The sequence below is a fragment of the Cellulomonas denverensis genome, assembly GCF_012396125.1.
Classification (GTDB): Bacteria; Actinomycetota; Actinomycetes; order Actinomycetales; family Cellulomonadaceae; genus Cellulomonas; species Cellulomonas denverensis.
In genome coordinates, this window is record NZ_JAAXOX010000005.1 from 70,050 (window position 1) to 86,248 (window position 16,199).

Annotated in this window: 14 protein-coding genes; 7 read left to right on the plus strand and 7 right to left on the minus strand. The window is 71.9% G+C overall.

All coding sequences use genetic code 11. From position 1 onward, the window contains the following. Positions 1 to 13: 13 nt before the first annotated feature. The 3 genes from HGA03_RS11465 to HGA03_RS11475 all read left to right on the plus strand — a co-directional run bounded on the left by HGA03_RS11465 (position 14) and on the right by HGA03_RS11475 (position 3,473). Positions 14 to 784 carry a lysophospholipid acyltransferase family protein gene (locus tag HGA03_RS11465; RefSeq protein ID WP_168630413.1) on the plus strand — a complete coding sequence of 257 codons (771 nt, stop codon included), beginning with the start codon at positions 14 to 16 and terminating at the stop codon, positions 782 to 784. Positions 785 to 903: 119 nt separating this feature from the next. After that, complete coding sequence (locus tag HGA03_RS11470) at positions 904 to 2,124, plus strand: pyrophosphate--fructose-6-phosphate 1-phosphotransferase (protein ID WP_168630414.1); 1,221 nt, start codon at positions 904 to 906, stop codon at positions 2,122 to 2,124. Then, positions 2,121 to 3,473 carry a class II 3-deoxy-7-phosphoheptulonate synthase gene (locus HGA03_RS11475; protein ID WP_168630415.1) on the plus strand — a complete coding sequence of 451 codons (1,353 nt, stop codon included), beginning with the start codon at positions 2,121 to 2,123 and terminating at the stop codon, positions 3,471 to 3,473. The genes HGA03_RS11470 and HGA03_RS11475 overlap by 4 nt, the downstream gene beginning before the upstream one ends. Positions 3,474 to 3,524: 51 nt before the next feature. Here the strand turns inward: HGA03_RS11475 and HGA03_RS11480 are convergent, their stop codons facing one another. From HGA03_RS11480 to HGA03_RS11490, 3 genes are all read right to left on the minus strand, one after another. Next, positions 3,525 to 3,773, minus strand: a complete 249-nt coding sequence (locus HGA03_RS11480) for a PTS sugar transporter subunit IIB (protein WP_168630416.1) — start codon at positions 3,771 to 3,773, stop codon at positions 3,525 to 3,527. Next, positions 3,770 to 4,609, minus strand: a complete 840-nt coding sequence (locus tag HGA03_RS19615; protein ID WP_168630417.1) for a PRD domain-containing protein — start codon at positions 4,607 to 4,609, stop codon at positions 3,770 to 3,772. Before HGA03_RS19615 ends, HGA03_RS11480 begins: the two co-directional genes overlap by 4 nt. A 131-nt stretch (positions 4,610 to 4,740) precedes the next feature. Then, a complete protein-coding gene (locus HGA03_RS11490) occupies positions 4,741 to 6,672 on the minus strand; it encodes a beta-glucoside-specific PTS transporter subunit IIABC (protein WP_168630418.1) in 1,932 nt (643 codons plus the stop codon). 498 nt (positions 6,673 to 7,170) lie between these two features. Here HGA03_RS11490 and HGA03_RS11495 point away from each other — a divergent pair, with 498 nt between their 5' ends. From HGA03_RS11495 to HGA03_RS11505, 3 genes are read left to right on the plus strand one after another with little or no spacing between them, the layout of a single operon-like run. Further along, positions 7,171 to 7,446 (plus strand): HPr family phosphocarrier protein, encoded by a 276-nt coding sequence (locus HGA03_RS11495; RefSeq protein WP_168630419.1) that lies wholly within the window; start codon positions 7,171 to 7,173, stop codon positions 7,444 to 7,446. Positions 7,447 to 7,451: 5 nt separating this feature from the next. Then, on the plus strand, positions 7,452 to 9,125 hold the full coding sequence (gene ptsP / locus HGA03_RS11500; RefSeq protein WP_168630420.1) for a phosphoenolpyruvate--protein phosphotransferase: 1,674 nt from the start codon (positions 7,452 to 7,454) through the stop codon (positions 9,123 to 9,125). Positions 9,126 to 9,181: 56 nt separating this feature from the next. Continuing rightward, positions 9,182 to 10,603 (plus strand): glycoside hydrolase family 1 protein, encoded by a 1,422-nt coding sequence (locus HGA03_RS11505; RefSeq protein WP_203767581.1) that lies wholly within the window; start codon positions 9,182 to 9,184, stop codon positions 10,601 to 10,603. A 68-nt stretch (positions 10,604 to 10,671) separates the two neighbouring features. On the opposite strand, the gene pknB is transcribed toward HGA03_RS11505, so the two are convergent. Continuing rightward, on the minus strand, positions 10,672 to 12,651 hold the full coding sequence (gene pknB / locus HGA03_RS11510) for a Stk1 family PASTA domain-containing Ser/Thr kinase (protein ID WP_168630422.1): 1,980 nt from the start codon (positions 12,649 to 12,651) through the stop codon (positions 10,672 to 10,674). Positions 12,652 to 12,699: 48 nt separating this feature from the next. Continuing rightward, entirely contained in the window at positions 12,700 to 13,899 is a 1,200-nt protein-coding gene (locus tag HGA03_RS11515; RefSeq protein ID WP_168630423.1) for a lytic transglycosylase, read from the minus strand. A gap of 141 nt (positions 13,900 to 14,040) precedes the next feature. On the opposite strand from HGA03_RS11515, the gene HGA03_RS11520 reads away from it, so the two are divergent. Next, on the plus strand, positions 14,041 to 14,484 hold the full coding sequence (locus HGA03_RS11520) for an Rv2175c family DNA-binding protein (RefSeq protein ID WP_168630424.1): 444 nt from the start codon (positions 14,041 to 14,043) through the stop codon (positions 14,482 to 14,484). A 3-nt stretch (positions 14,485 to 14,487) separates the two neighbouring features. On the opposite strand, the gene HGA03_RS11525 is transcribed toward HGA03_RS11520, so the two are convergent. Together HGA03_RS11525 and HGA03_RS11530 are read right to left on the minus strand one after the other, a co-directional pair. Beyond that, positions 14,488 to 15,606, minus strand: a complete 1,119-nt coding sequence (locus HGA03_RS11525) for a polyprenyl synthetase family protein (RefSeq protein ID WP_168630425.1) — start codon at positions 15,604 to 15,606, stop codon at positions 14,488 to 14,490. Positions 15,607 to 15,662: 56 nt separating this feature from the next. Next, positions 15,663 to 16,157 (minus strand): hypothetical protein, encoded by a 495-nt coding sequence (locus HGA03_RS11530; protein ID WP_168630426.1) that lies wholly within the window; start codon positions 16,155 to 16,157, stop codon positions 15,663 to 15,665. Positions 16,158 to 16,199 lie beyond the last annotated feature (42 nt).

Sequence of the window (16,199 nt, forward strand, 5' to 3'; positions counted from 1 at the left end):
GTTCTACTGGTTGATGAAGCGGGTGCTCATCGGCCCGCTGCTGCACCTGCTGTTCCGGCCCTGGGTGCGCGGAGCGGAGAACGTGCCCAGCAGCGGCGGCGCGATCCTGGCCAGCAATCACCTGGCGGTGGTCGACTCGTTCTTCCTGCCGCTGGTGCTGGACCGGGAGATCGTCTTCATCGGCAAGAACGAGTACTTCACCGGCCGCGGGCTCAAGGGCCGGCTGACCGCGGGCTTCATGCGCGGGGTCGGCACCATCCCGGTGGACCGCTCCGGCGGCAAGGCCTCCGAGGCCGCGCTGCGCACCGGCCTGAAGCGGCTGGAGAACGGCGACCTGTTCGGGATCTACCCCGAGGGCACCCGCAGCCCGGACGGCCGGCTGTACCGCGGCAAGACCGGGGTGGCCCGGCTGGCGCTGGAGTCCGGCGCTCCGGTGATCCCGGTGGCGATGATCGACACCGACAAGGCCCAGCCGCTCGGCCAGCGACTGCCGCACCCGCGCCGGATCGGGGTGGTGATCGGCGAGCCGCTCGACTTCAGCCGGTACAAGGGCATGGAGAACGACCGGTTCATCCTGCGCTCGGTCACCGACGAGATCATGTACGCGCTGATGAGCATCTCCGGCCAGGAGTACGTGGACATCTACGCCGCGACCCAGAAGGCCCGGATCGCCACCGGTCACCCGCAGGCGGAGACCCCCGGCGCCTCCGCCGCACCCGGTGGCCGCGAGGTGCCCGATGTCCAGGTTCCGGTCCCGCCGGAGGAGGACGCGCCCGCTCAGTAGGATGAGCGGGGTTGCGCCGTTCCCGAGGACCTCGGTCCCGGCTCCGACCCTGCCCGATGGCCTTGGGTGGCCACCGGGCACAACGCCCAGCTGTGCAGTTCCAACGAGAGGTGTGTCTCATGTCGGTTCGTCGCGTCGCGCTCCTGACCGCGGGTGGCTTCGCTCCGTGCCTGTCCTCGGCCGTCGGTGGTCTGATCGAGCGCTACACCGAGATCGCGCCGGAGATCGAGATCATCGCCTACGAGCACGGCTACTACGGGCTGCTCAAGGGCCAGAAGATCGTCGTGACCGACGAGGTCCGCAAGAAGGCCGGCCTGCTGCACCGCTTCGGCGGCTCCCCGATCGGCAACTCCCGGGTCAAGCTCACCAACCGGGCGGACTGCGTCAAGCGCGGCCTGGTGCGTGAGGGCGAGGACCCGCTGCAGGTCGCGGCCGAGCAGCTCAAGGCGGACGGCGTCGACGTCCTGCACACCATCGGTGGCGACGACACCAACACCACCGCCGCCGACCTGGCCGCCTACCTGGCCGAGAACGACTACGACCTGACCGTGGTCGGCCTGCCCAAGACCATCGACAACGACGTGGTCCCGATCCGGCAGTCGCTGGGTGCCTGGACCGCCGCCGAGGAGGCCGCCGGCTTCGCCGCGCACGTCATCGGCGAGCACCGCTCCGGCCCGCGGATGCTGATCGTGCACGAGGTGATGGGCCGGCACTGCGGCTGGCTGACCGCCGCCGCCGCCGTCGAGTACCGCAAGTGGCTGGACACCCAGGAGTGGCTGCCGGAGATCGGCCTGTCCCGTGAGCGCTGGGACATCCACGCGGTGTTCGTGCCCGAGGCCCAGATCGACATCGACGCCGAGGCCGCCCGCCTGCGCACGATCATGGACGAGCAGGGCAACGTCAACATCTTCCTGTCCGAGGGCGCCGGCATGCACGAGATCGTCGAGCAGCTGGAGGCCTCCGGCCAGGAGGTCACCCGGGACGCCTTCGGCCACGTCGCGCTGGACACCATCAACCCCGGCCAGTGGTTCGCCAAGCAGTTCGCCGAGAAGCTCGGCGCCGAGAAGGTCATGGTGCAGAAGTCCGGCTACTACTCCCGGGCCGCCGCGGCGAACGCCGAGGACCTGCGCCTGATCAAGTCCATGACCGACCTGGCCGTGGAGTGCGCCCTCAAGGGCGAGCCCGGCGTGATCGGCCACGACGAGGAGGACGGCGACCGGCTCAAGGCGATCGCCTTCCCGCGGATCGCCGGTGGCAAGCCCTTCGACATCACGCAGCCCTGGTTCGGGGCGATGCTGTCGGAGATCGGCCAGCCGCTGGTGCCCGCGAGCCACTCGTGAGCGTGGAGCCGGACCCGTCAGTCGTGACGGGTCTGGATCACTGGCGCACGCTGGACGCCGCTCAGCAGCCCGCCTGGCCGGACGCGGAGGCCCTGGAACGGGTCAGTGCGCGGCTGGCGGCGCTGCCGCCCCTGGTGTTCGCCGGGGAGGCCGACGCGCTGCGGGCCCAGCTCGCCGCCGCCGGCCGCGGTGAGGCGTTCCTGCTCCAGGGTGGGGACTGCGCGGAGACCTTCGCCGAGGCCACTGCGGACAACATCCGCGGCAAGATCATGACCATCCTGCAGATGGCCGTGGTGCTGACCTACGGCGCGAGCCTGCCGGTGATCAAGATGGGCCGGATGGCCGGGCAGTACGCCAAGCCGCGCTCATCGGACTCCGAGACCCGCGACGGTGTCACCCTCCCGGCGTTCCGGGGCGACATCATCAACGGCTTCCCGTTCACCGAGCAGGACCGGACCCCGGACCCGCAGCGGCTGCTGGAGGCGTACCACACGTCCTCCTCGACGCTGAACCTGATCCGCGCGTTCACCACCGGCGGCTTCGCGTCGCTGCTGCGGGTGCACGAGTGGAACCGGGGCTTCACCGCCAACCCGGCGTACGCCCGCTACGAGGAGATCGCGGCCGAGATCGACCGCGCGATCCGGTTCATGGCCGCCTGCGGTGCCGACTTCGACGCACTGCGGACGGTGGACTTCTACTCCTCGCACGAGGGGCTGCTGCTGGACTACGAGCGGCCGCTGACCCGGATCGACTCGCGCACCGGGCTGCCCTACGACTGCTCGGCGCACTTCCTGTGGATCGGGGAGCGCACCCGGCAGCTGTCCGGTGCGCACGTCGACTACTTCGCCCGGGTGCAGAACCCGCTGGGGGTCAAGCTCGGTCCCAGCACCACCGCCGACGAGGCGCTGGGGCTGATCGACCGGCTCAACCCGAGCGGCGAACCGGGGCGGATCACCTTCATCACCCGGATGGGAGCCGCGCGGATCCGCGACGTGCTGCCCGGCCTGGTGGAGAAGGTCACCGCCGACGGCCGTCCGGTCACCTGGGTCTGCGACCCGATGCACGGCAACACCATCACCGCGACCAACGGGTACAAGACCCGGCGGTTCACCGACGTGATGGACGAGGTCACCGGCTTCTTCGACGTGCACCACGGCCTGGGCACCGTCCCCGGCGGTCTGCACATGGAGCTGACCGGCGACGACGTGACCGAGGTGCTCGGTGGCGCGGAGGAGATCGACGACGAGGGACTGGCCCGCCGGTACGAGACCCTGGTCGACCCGCGGCTGAACCACCAGCAGTCCCTGGAGCTCGCATTCCAGGTCGCGGAGCTGCTCCGCCGGCACTGACCGACCGCAGCCGAGGGCCGGGTCGCCACGCGACCCGGCCCTCGGTCTGTGTCAGGTCAGCAGGGCGCGGACCTGCTTGCTGACCGGGATCGCGCGGGCGCCCAGCACGACCTGGAACTGCCCGCCCTGGGTCAGCACCATCGCGACCTCGTCCAGGGCGGTCAGCGCCGGGTCGTCGTGCAGGGTGTCGTCGCGCAGGACCAGCCGCAGCCGGCTCCAGCACGCGGTGACGTCGCTGACGTTCTCCGGGCCGCCGACCAGGGCGAGCACGGTCTCGGCCAACTGCCGGTCGTCCGTCATGACACCGCTCCGGTCAGCCGGGCGATGTGCAGGGTCAGGTAGAGCATCTCGTCCCCACTGATGTGCCAGCCGAAGCGTTCGGTGAGCAGGTCCCGGACCGCCTCGGCGCTGGCGTAGGCCCGGGGGTGCTGGCGGCGCACGGTGTCGGTGAGCACGTCCTGCTGGTCGGCGAGCATCACGCCCCGCTGCTGGCGTACCACCAGATACCGCAGATGGGTGATGAACCGCGCGACGTCGAGCGACTCCTCGTCCAGCGCCAGGCCGAGCTGTTCGCGCAGGATGCCGAGCACCGCGGCGAAGACCTCGGTCATCTCCATCGTGCGGCTCAGGTCGTCCGCGCCGAACTGGGCGTTGACGAAGTGCAGCGCCAGCGGCACGGCCTCCAGCGAGGGCAGCTCGACCCCGGTGCGGTCCCGGATCAGCGCCAGTGCCTCCTTGGCGAAGGCGACCTCGCGTGGGTAGAGGTGGGTGACCTCCCACTGCAGCGGGTAGGTGATGGTCAGGCCCTCGTCCGCCCGCTGCAGGGCGAAGACGATGTGGTCGGCCAGCGGGATGATCACGTGCGAGTCGATCTGGGCGCCCAGCCGCTCCCGGGCCAGGTCCACGATCTCCTGGGTGAGGTCGATCCGGTCGGCGGGGATCTCCTCCACCAGTGCGGCGATCCGTTCCGGGGTGGTCGACCCGCCGGGCACGAAGGTGCGCTCCACCACGTCAGCGCGCACGTCGTCGCCGGGTTTCGCCTGGAAGCCGAGCCCCTTGCCCATCAGCACGAACTCCTGGCCCCGGTCGTCGGTGGCCAGCAGCACGTTGTTGTTGAAGACCTTGGTGACCTGCACCTGCGCTCCGATTCACTGGACGGACGCCGGTGTCCCGGGCGGCGGGCCCGGGACACCGGCGTTCGGTGTGCGGAGTCCGGATGCTATCCGGCCCCGCTGATCGTCCTACCAGATGGCAGGACCGGAGGGAATCAGCCCACCACCGTGAGCAGCGGAGCGCCGCTGGTGGTGGCACCGGCCGGAGCGGGCACCACGTCCGCGTAGGCGTCGGCGTTGGTCACCAGCACGATCGTGGTGGTGTCCAGGCCGGCGGCCCGGACGGTGTCCAGGTCCACGGTCGCCAGCAACGTGCCGGGCAGCACCTGCGACCCCTGCTGGACGGCGGGGGTGAAGCCCTTGCCCTCCAGTCCGACCGTGTTGATGCCGATGTGCACCAGCACCTCGACGCCGTCGTCGGACAGCAGGCCGTAGGCGTGCGGCAGGACGCTGACCACGGTGCCGGACACCGGGGAGACCACCGTGCCACCGGCCGGGACGATGCCCACGCCCTTGCCCAGCGCGCCGGAGGCGAACACCTGGTCACTGACCTCGGCCAGCGGCACCACGGTGCCGTTCACCGGGGCGGTGACCTCGACGACCTGGGTCTCGGTCAGGGTCGCGGTGCCGCCACCGGTGGCGGGGGTGTACGGGGACTTGGCCGCCGGGGCCGCCGGGGTGGTCTCGGCGGTCTCCGGGATGTCCTTGAAGCCGAGCACCAGGGTCAGCACGAAGGCGATGCCGATCGCGACCAGGGTGCCGATCACCGCGGACAGGAAGCCGTGGTTCAGTGTGGCGGTGATGGTGATCGCACCGGGCATGGCGAACACGTCGGTCGCCGCCTTGCCGCCCGCGGCGATCGCACCACCGACGGCGCCACCGATGCAGGCGTAGATGAACGGCTTCTTCAGGCGCAGCGTGACACCGTAGATCGCGGGCTCGGTGATGCCGGCCAGGAAGCCGGAGATCGCGGCCGGGCCGGCCACCTGGCGCAGCGCCTTGTTGCGAGTCCGGATCATCACGGCGACCACGGCACCGACCTGGGCCAGCACGGCCGGGAACAGCGCGGCGGTCAGGTACGAGTAGCCCGGGTCCACCAGCTCCTGGGTCATGATTGGCACGAAGCCCCAGTGCACGCCGAAGATCACGAACACCTGCCAGAACGCACCGAGCAGGGCGCCGCCCAGCCACGGCACGGTGTCCCAGAGCCAGCCGATGCCGTCGGCGATCGCGGTGGACACCAGGTCGGAGACCGGGCCGATGGCCAGGAAGGTGACCGGCACGATGACCGCGAGCACGATCATCGGCATCAGGAAGTTCTTCAGCGAGTCCGGGATGATCCGGCCCAGCAGCCTCTCCAGCTTGCACTGGGCATAGACCGCCAGGATGGTCGGGATCACCGCGGACAGGTAGGAGACCATCACCACCGGGATGCCGAAGAAGTCCAGGCCCTCCGCGGCGTCGTAGGCCTGCAGGGTCAGGCCGCCGAGGTCACCGAGCCCGATGGTGGCGGTGTAGACCAGCGCACCGGCGATCGCCACGGCGGTGTAGATGTTGCCCTTGAACTTCCGGGCAGTGGTGATCGCGATGAAGATCGGCAGGAACTGGAAGCAGGCATCCGCCGCGGCGTACCAGATGTTGTACGTGCCGGAGGTGGCGAACTCGGGCGAGATCTTGGCCGCGAGGCTGAGCAGCGCCTTGAGCAGACCGGTGCCGGCCAACACCCACAGGAACGGGGTGAAGATGCTGGTGATCAGGTCGATCGCCCGGGCCATGAAGTTGCCGGAGGACGCGGCGTCACCGTCGTCCCCGCCGCCGCCGTCGCCGATATTGACGCCCAGCTCGCCGAGCGCCTCGTGCACCCGGCCGACCGTGTTGCCGATCACGACCTGGAACTGGCCGCCGGACTCCATCACGGTGATGACGCCGGGGGTCGCCTCGACGGTCTCCTTGTTGGCCTTGTCCCGGTCCCTGAGCTTGAACCGCAGCCGGGTCGCGCAGTGGACCACCGACGCGACGTTCTCCTTGCCGCCGACGCCACGAAGGACGTCCTCGGCGATGGTCTGGTACTTGCTGGCGGAAGCCACGATTCCTCCTCGAATCCGTGTCGCGATGCCCCCGGGGCTCGTTTCCGGGCAACAAAAAACCCGAGTCGTCGCAAACCGGACAGCACTCGTGCTTCACAGTTCGCTCGACTCGGGTTTTGCCTGCTGCCAGCAGTAACAATCCCAGTTCTGCGCGGTCGCCGATGGGGCGATGGGCGCATAGCTTGCCCCACGGATTCGTGACCTGTCAACGGCGCTGGTCGGCGCGTTGCGACGGGCCGCTGACCTGGGACGAAAGTCCTGGATCGGGCGGTCCCGCCGTGGCCTGCGGGTTCACGCAGTGCGCCGCGGCCGCCTTGACCTGGCCCACGCGGGCCAGGTATAACGAACGAGCCATCGCGAGGATTGTTACTGACTCGATCAGGCAAGACCTGTCGCGGCCCGCACCAGCGGTCCGTGCGGGTCTTTTTTTGTTTGCCCGGCCGGCAACCGACGCCGGCGGGTGTACCGCACGTTTGACTGCAATGGGGAGTCCGACCAGTGCCGCAGCGCAATGTCACCATCGCCTCGTCCGTGGGCCTGCACGCCCGTCCCGCCGGGATCTTCACCAAGGCGGCCACCGCCTCCGGCGCCCAGGTCACCATCGGCCGCCCGGGCGACGCGGGGGTGAACGCCGCCAGCCTGCTCATGGTGATGGGCCTGGGCCTCAAGCACGGCGAGACCGCCGAGCTGGTCGTCGAGGGTGCGGACGCCGACACCGTCCTGAACCAGCTCGCCGGCCTGCTGGCCACCGACCTCGACGCCGCGGGGGAGTGACCACCATGGCTCCGCGCACCCTCACCGGCGTCGGTGTCGGCCGGGGACTCGTCCTCGGCCCGGTGGCCGTCGCCCGGCCCGCGATCGCGCTGCCCCCGCAGGAGAGCGCCACCCCCGGCGACCTGGAGCGGGTCACCGCCGCCTTCCACGCCGTCGCCGCCGACCTGCAGGCGCGCGCCGACGCCGCCGAGGGCACCCTGGCCGAGGTGCTGGGCGCCACCGCCCAGATGGCCGAGGACCCCGCGCTGCTCGGCGACGTCGAGCAGCGGATCGGCTCCGGCACCGGCCCGGCGCATGCCGTGCACGAGGCCGTCGAGCAGGTCTGCGAGATGTTCACCGCGGTCGGCGGGTACATGGCCGAGCGGGTCACCGACCTGCGCAGCGTCAAGGACCGGGTGATCGCCCGGGTGCTGGACGCCCCCGAGCCCGGGCTGGGCGCGCTGGAGGTGCCCTCGGTCGTGGTGGCCGAGGACCTGTCCCCGGCGGACACCTCCGCGCTCGACCTGGACAAGGTGCTCGGCATCGTGACCGAGCAGGGTGGCCCCACCGGGCACACCGCGATCATCGCCGGCCAGCTCGGCCTGCCCTGCCTGGTGCGGGTCGCCGGCGTGACCGAGCTGACCGACGGCACCGTGGTCGTGGTGGACGCCGCGGCCGGCACCGTCACCGTCGACCCGGACGAGGCGCTGGCCCAGCAGGTCACCGAACGGCGTGCCGCCGCCGAGCGCCTGGCCACCGACACCGCCCCGGGTGCGACCTCCGACGGTCACCGGGTGCAGCTGCTGGCCAACATCGGCACCGCCGCGGACGCCGAGCGCGCCGCGCTGACCGCCGTCGAGGGCGTCGGGCTGTTCCGGACCGAGGTGCTGTTCCTGGAGCAGCAGACCGCCCCCACCGTCGAGGACCAGCTCGCCACCTACACCGCCGTCCTGCGGTCCTTCGCCGGGCGCAAGGTGGTCGTGCGCACCATCGACGCGGGTGCGGACAAGCCGCTGGCCTTCGCCCAGCAGTCGGTGGAGGAGAACCCGGCGCTGGGGGTGCGCGGCTACCGCCTGGTCCGCACCCTGCCGCAGCTGCTGGCCGACCAGCTGACCGCCCTCGGCCGGGCGCAGGAGGAGACCGGCGCCGAGCTGTGGGTGATGGCGCCGATGATCGCCACGCCCACCGAGGCCGCCGACTTCGCCGCCGCCGCCCGGGCCGCCGGCCTGAAGACGGTCGGGGTGATGGTCGAGGTCCCGGCGGTCGCGCTGCGCTGCGCCGACGTGCTGGCCGAGGTCGACTTCGTCTCGCTGGGCACCAACGATCTGGCGCAGTACACGATGGCCACCGACCGGCTGCGCGGCGAGCTCTCCGACCTGCTGGACATGTGGCAGCCCGCCGTGATCGACCTGGTCGCCGCCACCGCCGACGGTGGGAAGTCCGAGGGCAAGCCGGTCGGGGTGTGCGGCGAGTCCGCCTCCGACCCGCTGATGGCCCTGGTGCTCACCGGCCTGGGCGTGACCAGCCTGTCGATGTCCCCGGCCGCGGTGCCGGCGGTGCGTGCCGCCCTGCGCGGGCACACCCTGGCCCGCTGCCAGGAGATCGCCGCCGCCGCCCGTGCGGCGCGGACCGCCCCCGAGGCCCGGGCCGCCGCGCTGGCGCTCACCTCGGCCGAGGTGCGGGACCTGCTCGGCCTGTGAACCCGGCGCGGCGCCCGCCGCGCACATGAAGTCGACGACGACGAGAGGTGCAATCTGTGACGACCACGACCCCGTTCCCCCAGGGCTTCCTGTGGGGTGGCGCCACCGCCGCCAACCAGTTGGAGGGCGCCTACGACGAGGGCGGCAAGGGCCTGTCCATCCAGGACATCATGCCGCAGGGGATCTCCGGCCCGCCGAGCGCCGAGCCCACCCCGGACAACCTCAAGCTGGTGGGCATCGACCACTACCACCGGTACGCCGAGGACATCGCGCTGTTCGCCGAGATGGGCTTCAAGGTCTACCGGTTCTCGATCGCCTGGTCCCGGATCTTCCCGAACGGGGACGACGCGGAGCCGAACGAGGAGGGCCTGGCCTTCTACGACCGGCTGCTGGACGAGCTGGAGAAGCACGGCATCGAGCCGCTGGTCACCATCTCCCACTACGAGACGCCGCTGGCCCTGGCGAAGAAGTACGACGGCTGGGTGTCCCGGGACCTGATCGGGTTCTTCGAGCGCTACGTGCGGACCATCTTCACCCGCTACGGCAGCCGGGTGAAGTACTGGCTGACCTTCAACGAGATCAACTCCGTGCTGCACGCCCCGCTGATGAGCGGCGGCATCCTCACGCCCAAGGAGCAGCTGACCAAGCAGGACCTCTACCAGGCGGTGCACCACGAGCTGGTCGCCTCCGCGTCGGCCACCAAGATCGCCCGGGAGCTGATGCCCGGCGCGATGATCGGCTGCATGGTGATCGCGGTGCCGTTCTACCCGCTCACCCCGGACCCGCAGGACGCGCTGGCGGCGCAGAAGGCCGACCACGACAACCTGGCCTTCGGCGACGTGCACGTGCGCGGCGAGTACCCCGGCTACCTGCTGCGGCAGCTCCGGGAGCTCGGCGTCGAACTGCAGATCACCGACGAGGATCGGGCGCTGCTCAAGGAGCACACGGTCGACTTCGTGTCGTTCAGCTACTACATGAGCTCCACCCAGACCGCGGACGCCTCGAAGATCCCGTCGGACGGCAACCTGATCATGGGCGCGCCGAACCCGACGCTGAAGGCCTCCGAGTGGGGCTGGCAGATCGACCCGGTCGGCCTGCGGATCGTGATGAACCAGTTCTGGGAGCGGTGGGGCAAGCCGCTGTTCATCGTCGAGAACGGCCTGGGCGCCAAGGACCAGCTGGTCGAGGTGGACGGGGTCAAGACCGTGGTCGACGACTACCGGATCGCCTACCTCAACGACCACCTCTACCAGGTGGGCGAGGCGATCCAGGACGGCGTGCAGGTGCTCGGGTACACCACCTGGGGCTGCATCGACCTGGTGTCGGCCTCCACCGCCCAGCTGTCCAAGCGGTACGGGTTCATCTACGTCGACCGCAACGACGACGGCTCCGGCACGCTGGACCGCTACAAGAAGAAGTCCTTCGACTGGTACGCGGAGGTCATCCGCACCAACGGGGGCAGCCTCACCGCCGGCTGACGGCGCGGGGATGACGGCTCGGCCGGGGCTCGTGAGGGGCCCCGGCCGGGCCGTTGCGCTGTCCGGGGTCAGACGACGGTCAGGGTGATGGTCGAGCCCTTGGGCGCAGTCTGACCGGCGTCGACGCTCTGATCGACGACCTGGCCGATGAAGCCGCCCCACGACGTCTCTCGCTTCACCACGAACCCGAGGTCGGTGAGCGTCTTCTCCGCGTCGGCGAAGGACATGCGCTCGACGTTCGGCACTTCGATCAGCTCCGGCCCCTTGGACACCTGCACCGTCACCGTGTCCGTGCGGTGCGCGTCGGTGCCGGCCTCCGGGCTCTGGCTGACCACGCTGCCCGCCGGGACCGTGTCGGAGAAGACCTCCTCGGTCGCGATCTTCAGGCCGGCCGCGTTCAGCTGCTGGGTGGCGGTCTCCAGCGTCGCACCGACCACCTGGATCACCTTCACCGGGGCCGGGCCGTCGCTGATCGTCAGCAGGACGGTGGTGCCGCGCTTCAGGCTGGTGCCCGGGGCCAGGTCGGCGCCGTCGAGGCCGGTGACCTTGAGCACCAGGCCCTGTGCCACCTCGTCGGAGAACGCTTGGTCCTCGTAGTCGACGGTCAGCCCGGCCGCGGTGAGATCGGCAGCGGCGTCGGCCTGCAGGGCGCCCAGCAGGTTGTCCGGGACGCTGACCACATCCGGGCCGCGGGAGACGATCAGGGTGACCGCGCCGTCCTTGCGGACCCGCTCGCCGGAGGCCGGTTCGGAGTCGAAGACGGTGCCGGCGGCCGCGGTGTCGTCGAAGGCCTGCTCGACCTCGACGCCCAGCCCGGCGTCGTCCAGCACGCTGCGGGCCTCCTGCTCGGTGAGCGAGTCAACCTCGGGCACGGTGGTGTACGCGCCGGGACCGACGTTCTGGAACCACCAGGTCCCGCCACCGGCCAGGGCGGCGATCAGCAGCACGGCGGCGCCGAGCAGGACCCAGCGGCGGCGACGGCGGCGCGCCGGGGCGGGGGAGTCCGGCTCCTCGACGCCGAGGCCGATCGGCAGCGCGACGGTGCCGCCGCGGGAGAGCGCCTCGATCCGGGAGGTCGGCGCGTCACCGGCGGCTGCGGCGAGTTCCGCGGCGCCGGTGTCCAGGTCGCCGGTGTCCTCCGGCTCCACCGGGGCGGCGGGTGGCAGGTCCGCGCGGCGGGCCAGGGTGGCGGGGTCCAGCTCGTCCCGGGTGCGCCGGAGCAGGCTGAGCGCGGCGGCCGCGTCGCCCGGCCGGTCGTCCGGGTCCCGGGCGGTCAGGGCGGCGACCAGGGCGTCGACCTCGGTGGGCAGCCAGTCGACCAGCTCGGACGGCGCCGGGACGTCGTCGTTGACGTGCTGGAAGGCGATCTGGATCGGGGTCTCGCCGGTGAACGGCTGGCGGCCGGTCAGTGCCTCGTACAGCAGCACACCGGTGGCGTAGACGTCGGTGCGGGCGTCGCTGGCGCCGCGGGTGACCAGCTCCGGGGCCAGGTAGGCGACGGTGCCGAGCACGGTGCCGGTGCTGGCGGAGGTGACCTCGGTGACCGCCCGGGCCAGGCCGAAGTCGCCCACCTTGACCCGGCCGTCCGCGGTGAGCAGCACGTTCTCCGGCTTGATGTCGCGGTGCACCAGGCCGGCCCGGTGGGCGGCGGCCAGCGCGTCCAGCACCTGGTCGGCCAGGTCGAGCGACTCCTCGACGGTCAGCGCGCCCTCGGCGGCCAGCCGGGTGCGCAGGTTCCCGCCCGGGACGTACTCCATCGTCAGGTAGGACGTCTCGCCGTCCAGGCCCTGGTCGAAGACCGAGACCAGCCCGGGGTGGGTGAGCCGCGCGGCGGCCCGTGCCTCCCGGCGGAACCGCGCGACGAAGTCGGCACCCCCGGAGGCCTCCGCCAGGTGCGGGTGCATCACCTTGAGCGCGACCTCGCGGTCGAGCCGGCGATCCACCGCCAGGTACACGGTGGCCATGCCGCCGCGGGCGATCCGCGACATGACCTGGTACCGGCCGTCGACCAGGCGGCCGACGAGCGGATCGGTGATAGTCGTTCCCACGGGCGGAAGTCTACGGGCGAGGCCCCGTGATCCCCGGGAGGCCGGGCGTCAGAATCGCGCCATCAGGGTGTGGACGTTCGCCACATAGCGCCGGGTGTCGGAGAACATCCCGTTGCTGCGCACCGAACCGAGGCCCTGGTAGTACGCGGCGATCGCGGTGGAGGTGTCGCCGGTGGACCTCAGCAGCTGGCGCAGGATCGCCACGCCGGCCACCACGTTGTCGTCCGGGTCGAGCAGGTTGAGCTCGCGGCCGACCAGGGTGGAGGCCCAGTCGCCGGAGGTCGGGATGACCTGCATGGTGCCGATCGCGTTCGCGGGGGAGACCGAGGCGTGGTTGAAGCCGGACTCCTGGAAGGCGACCGCCTGGGCCAGCGCCGGGTCCACGCCCATCTGGCGGGCGGTGCTGGCGACCTTGGCCTGCATCTCGGTGGTGGACGGCACGCCGATCGCGAGCAGGGTGGCCTTGTTCTCGTTCGCCGAGGCGACGGTCGCCGCCGGGTAGGTGCGGCCGAGGAAGGTGTTGCCGACCAGCTGCTGGCCGCCCGAGGTCGAGGTGGTCGCCGAGGTGGTGGTCGCCGTGCCCGAGCCGCCCGGGATGGTGAGGGTCTGGCCCTCGCGGATGAACGCCTGGGCGTTCAGGCCGTTGGCGGAGACGACGGCGGCGACGGTGGTGCCGTAGCGGGCGGCGATGCCGGAGACGGTCTCGCCGCGGGCGACGGTGTGGCTGCCGCCGGTGGCCGCCGGGGCCGCGGTGGTAGTCGAGGTGGCCGCGCCGGCGCCCGGGATGGTGAGGGTCTGGCCTTCGCGGATGAACGCTTGGGCGTTCAGGCCGTTGGCGGAGACGACGGCGGCGACGGTGGTGCCGTAGCGGGCGGCGATGCCGGAGACGGTCTCGCCGCGGGCGACGGTGTGGCTGCCGCCGGTGGCTGCCGGGGCCGCGGTGGTAGTCGTGGTGGCCGTGGTGCCGGTGGGGATGGTCAGGGTCTGGCCCTCGCGGATGAACGCCTGGGCGTTCAGGCCGTTGGCGCTGCGCACGGCCGAGACCGTGGTGCCGAACTGCTTCGCGATGTGGCTGACCGTGTCGCCCTTGCGAACGGTGTACTCCTCGTTCGCCTGGGCGATCCCGGCGGAGCTGCCCACGGCGAGTGCGGCGAGGGCCAGGGTGGCGCCGGTGTTCGTCGCGAGACGACGGCCGCGCGGGCGTGCGTTGCCTGCGTCGTCGGAGAGCGCGAGTGCGGACTGCGTCATGAGTGATCCCTGGGGGCTGTGGAACGGCGGTCGACGTCTGTGGTGCTCCTGTGACAGGAGGCACGTATGAGGCGTGTGTGACTGATGTGACTCGTGTGACGGTAATGCACACCGCCGGGTGTGGGAAGTCGAGTGGGAGGAATGTCCGGATCACGCCGCCCGGTAGGCTCTCGGGCCGTGACCGCTCTGAACTCGCCGGACGACCTGGTCGACACCTGGCTCACCCTTCCCGACGTCGCCGAGGCCCTCGGGGTCGACGTCGGCCGGGTCCGCCGCCTGCTGAAGGAGAGCCGCCTGGCCGGGATCCGCCGCGGCGACCCGCCGGTGCTGAGCATCCCGGCCGGCTTCCTGGTCGCGATCGACGCCGCGAACCCCAGCGCGGACGAGCGGGACGCCGGGGGCAGCGCGACCGTGCTGGCCTCGCTGCAGGGCACCCTGACTGTGCTCGGCGACGCCGGGTTCAGCCACGGCGAGGCGATCGCCTGGCTCTACACCCCGGACGACTCGCTGCCCGGCCGGCCGATCGACCTGCTGCGCGCCGGGAACAAGACCGAGGTGCGCCGCCGGGCCCAGGCGGAGCTGTAATCCTCAGGCCTGGCGCTGCACCGCGGCGCGACCCAGCCGGGCCAGCATCTCCCGGCCCGGATCGACCAGCGGCGCCTGCGCCCAGGCCTGCTCGGCCTCGGTGACCAGCAGGTCGATCACCTGCTCCACCTCGTCCACCGCCCCCGAGGCCCGGATCGCCTCGGCCAGGTCCAGGCAGGCCGCCTCGTCCATCCCGCGGTCGCCGAGCTCGGCCCGCAGCCGCTCCATCAGCGCCAGGTCCCCGGCCCGGCCCGCCGCGGCCATCGCCCGCGCGACCAGCACGGTGCGCTTGCCCTCGCGCAGATCGTCCCCGGCCGGCTTGCCGGTGGTGGCCGGGTCGCCGAACACGCCCAGCAGGTCGTCCCGCAGCTGGAACGCCTCCCCGAGCGGCAGCCCGAAGGCGCTGGCCCGGTCGAGCGCGTCGTCGTCCGCCCCGGCCAGGGCGGCGCCCATCAGCACCGGGTGCTCCACGCTGTAGCGGGCGGACTTGGCCCGGATCACCTCCCGGGCGCGCTGCTCATCGCCGGCCGGGTCGGTGCCCCAGGGCAGCACCTGTGCCTGCAGATCCAAGTACTGGCCGACCGTGACCTCGGTGCGCATCCGGTCGAAGACCGCCCGGGTCCGGGTCGCGCGCTCCGGGTCGATGCCGGCCACCGCGGCGGAGAACTCCCGCTCGGCGGCGATCAGCGCCAGGTCGCCGAGCAGGATCGCCGCGGACTCGCCGTAGCGGCGGTCGTCGCCGGACCACGCGGCGGTGCGGTGGGTGTGCGCGAAGCTGCGGTGGGCGGCGGGCAGGCCGCGCCGGGTGTCGGAATCGTCCATCACGTCGTCGTGGAACAGTGCCGCCGCCTGGAACAGCTCCAGCGCCGCGCCGACCCGCAGTGCGGCGGTCGCACCCGGTCCGGAGCGGTCGCCGCCGTGTGCCCGCCACGACCAGTAGCAGAACGCCGCCCGCAGCCGCTTGCCCCCGGAGAGCATCCGCCGCATCGCCTCGATCAGCGGCCCGGTGCCCGCGCCGATGCCGGACAGTTCGGTCTCCAGCGCGTCGAGATGGGCGGTGAGCAGGGCGTCCACCTGGGCGCGTACGCCCTCGAGGTCGACCAGGGGGGTGGCGTCGTTCACGCTGCGAGCCTAGGGCCTGGGCGTCGGCGCCGCCCCTGGCCGGCGTGCCCGGCGGGTCAGATCCGGACGGTGCCGCCGATGGTCACGGTGCGGACGCCGTCGCGGTCCAGCACGCCCAGGGTGAGCACCTCGCTGCCGCCCCCGCGGACGAACGTCGAACTGGCGGCGAGCCCCGCACCGGGGTCGGTCGGGGTCTCGGCGAAGCCGGCGGCGGTCAGGGCCGCCCGGTAGGTGGCGACCAGCTCCTCGGTGCCGAGCACGCTGCGCAGGTTCAGGCTGACCGTGGTCAGGCCGGTCACGTCGTCGAGCTCTGCGGCGGACATCAGGATCTCGCTGCCGTCGGGCACCGGGAGCAGGTCGGCCGGGAAGCCCTCGGCCAGTCCGCCGACCGTCGACACGCTGGCGGTGGGCGAGGGCAGCAGGGACTCGGTGGGACTCGGCTCGGCCACCGCACCGCCGGAGACCGACGGGGTGGGCACGGGCTCGCTGCCGGTGCAGGCCGTCAGGGCACCGAGCAGCAGCAGGGAGAGGAGAACCGGTCCGGCGCGCACCGGCACAGGGTAGCCAGCCGTGCCGTGACGACGGGTCGGTCG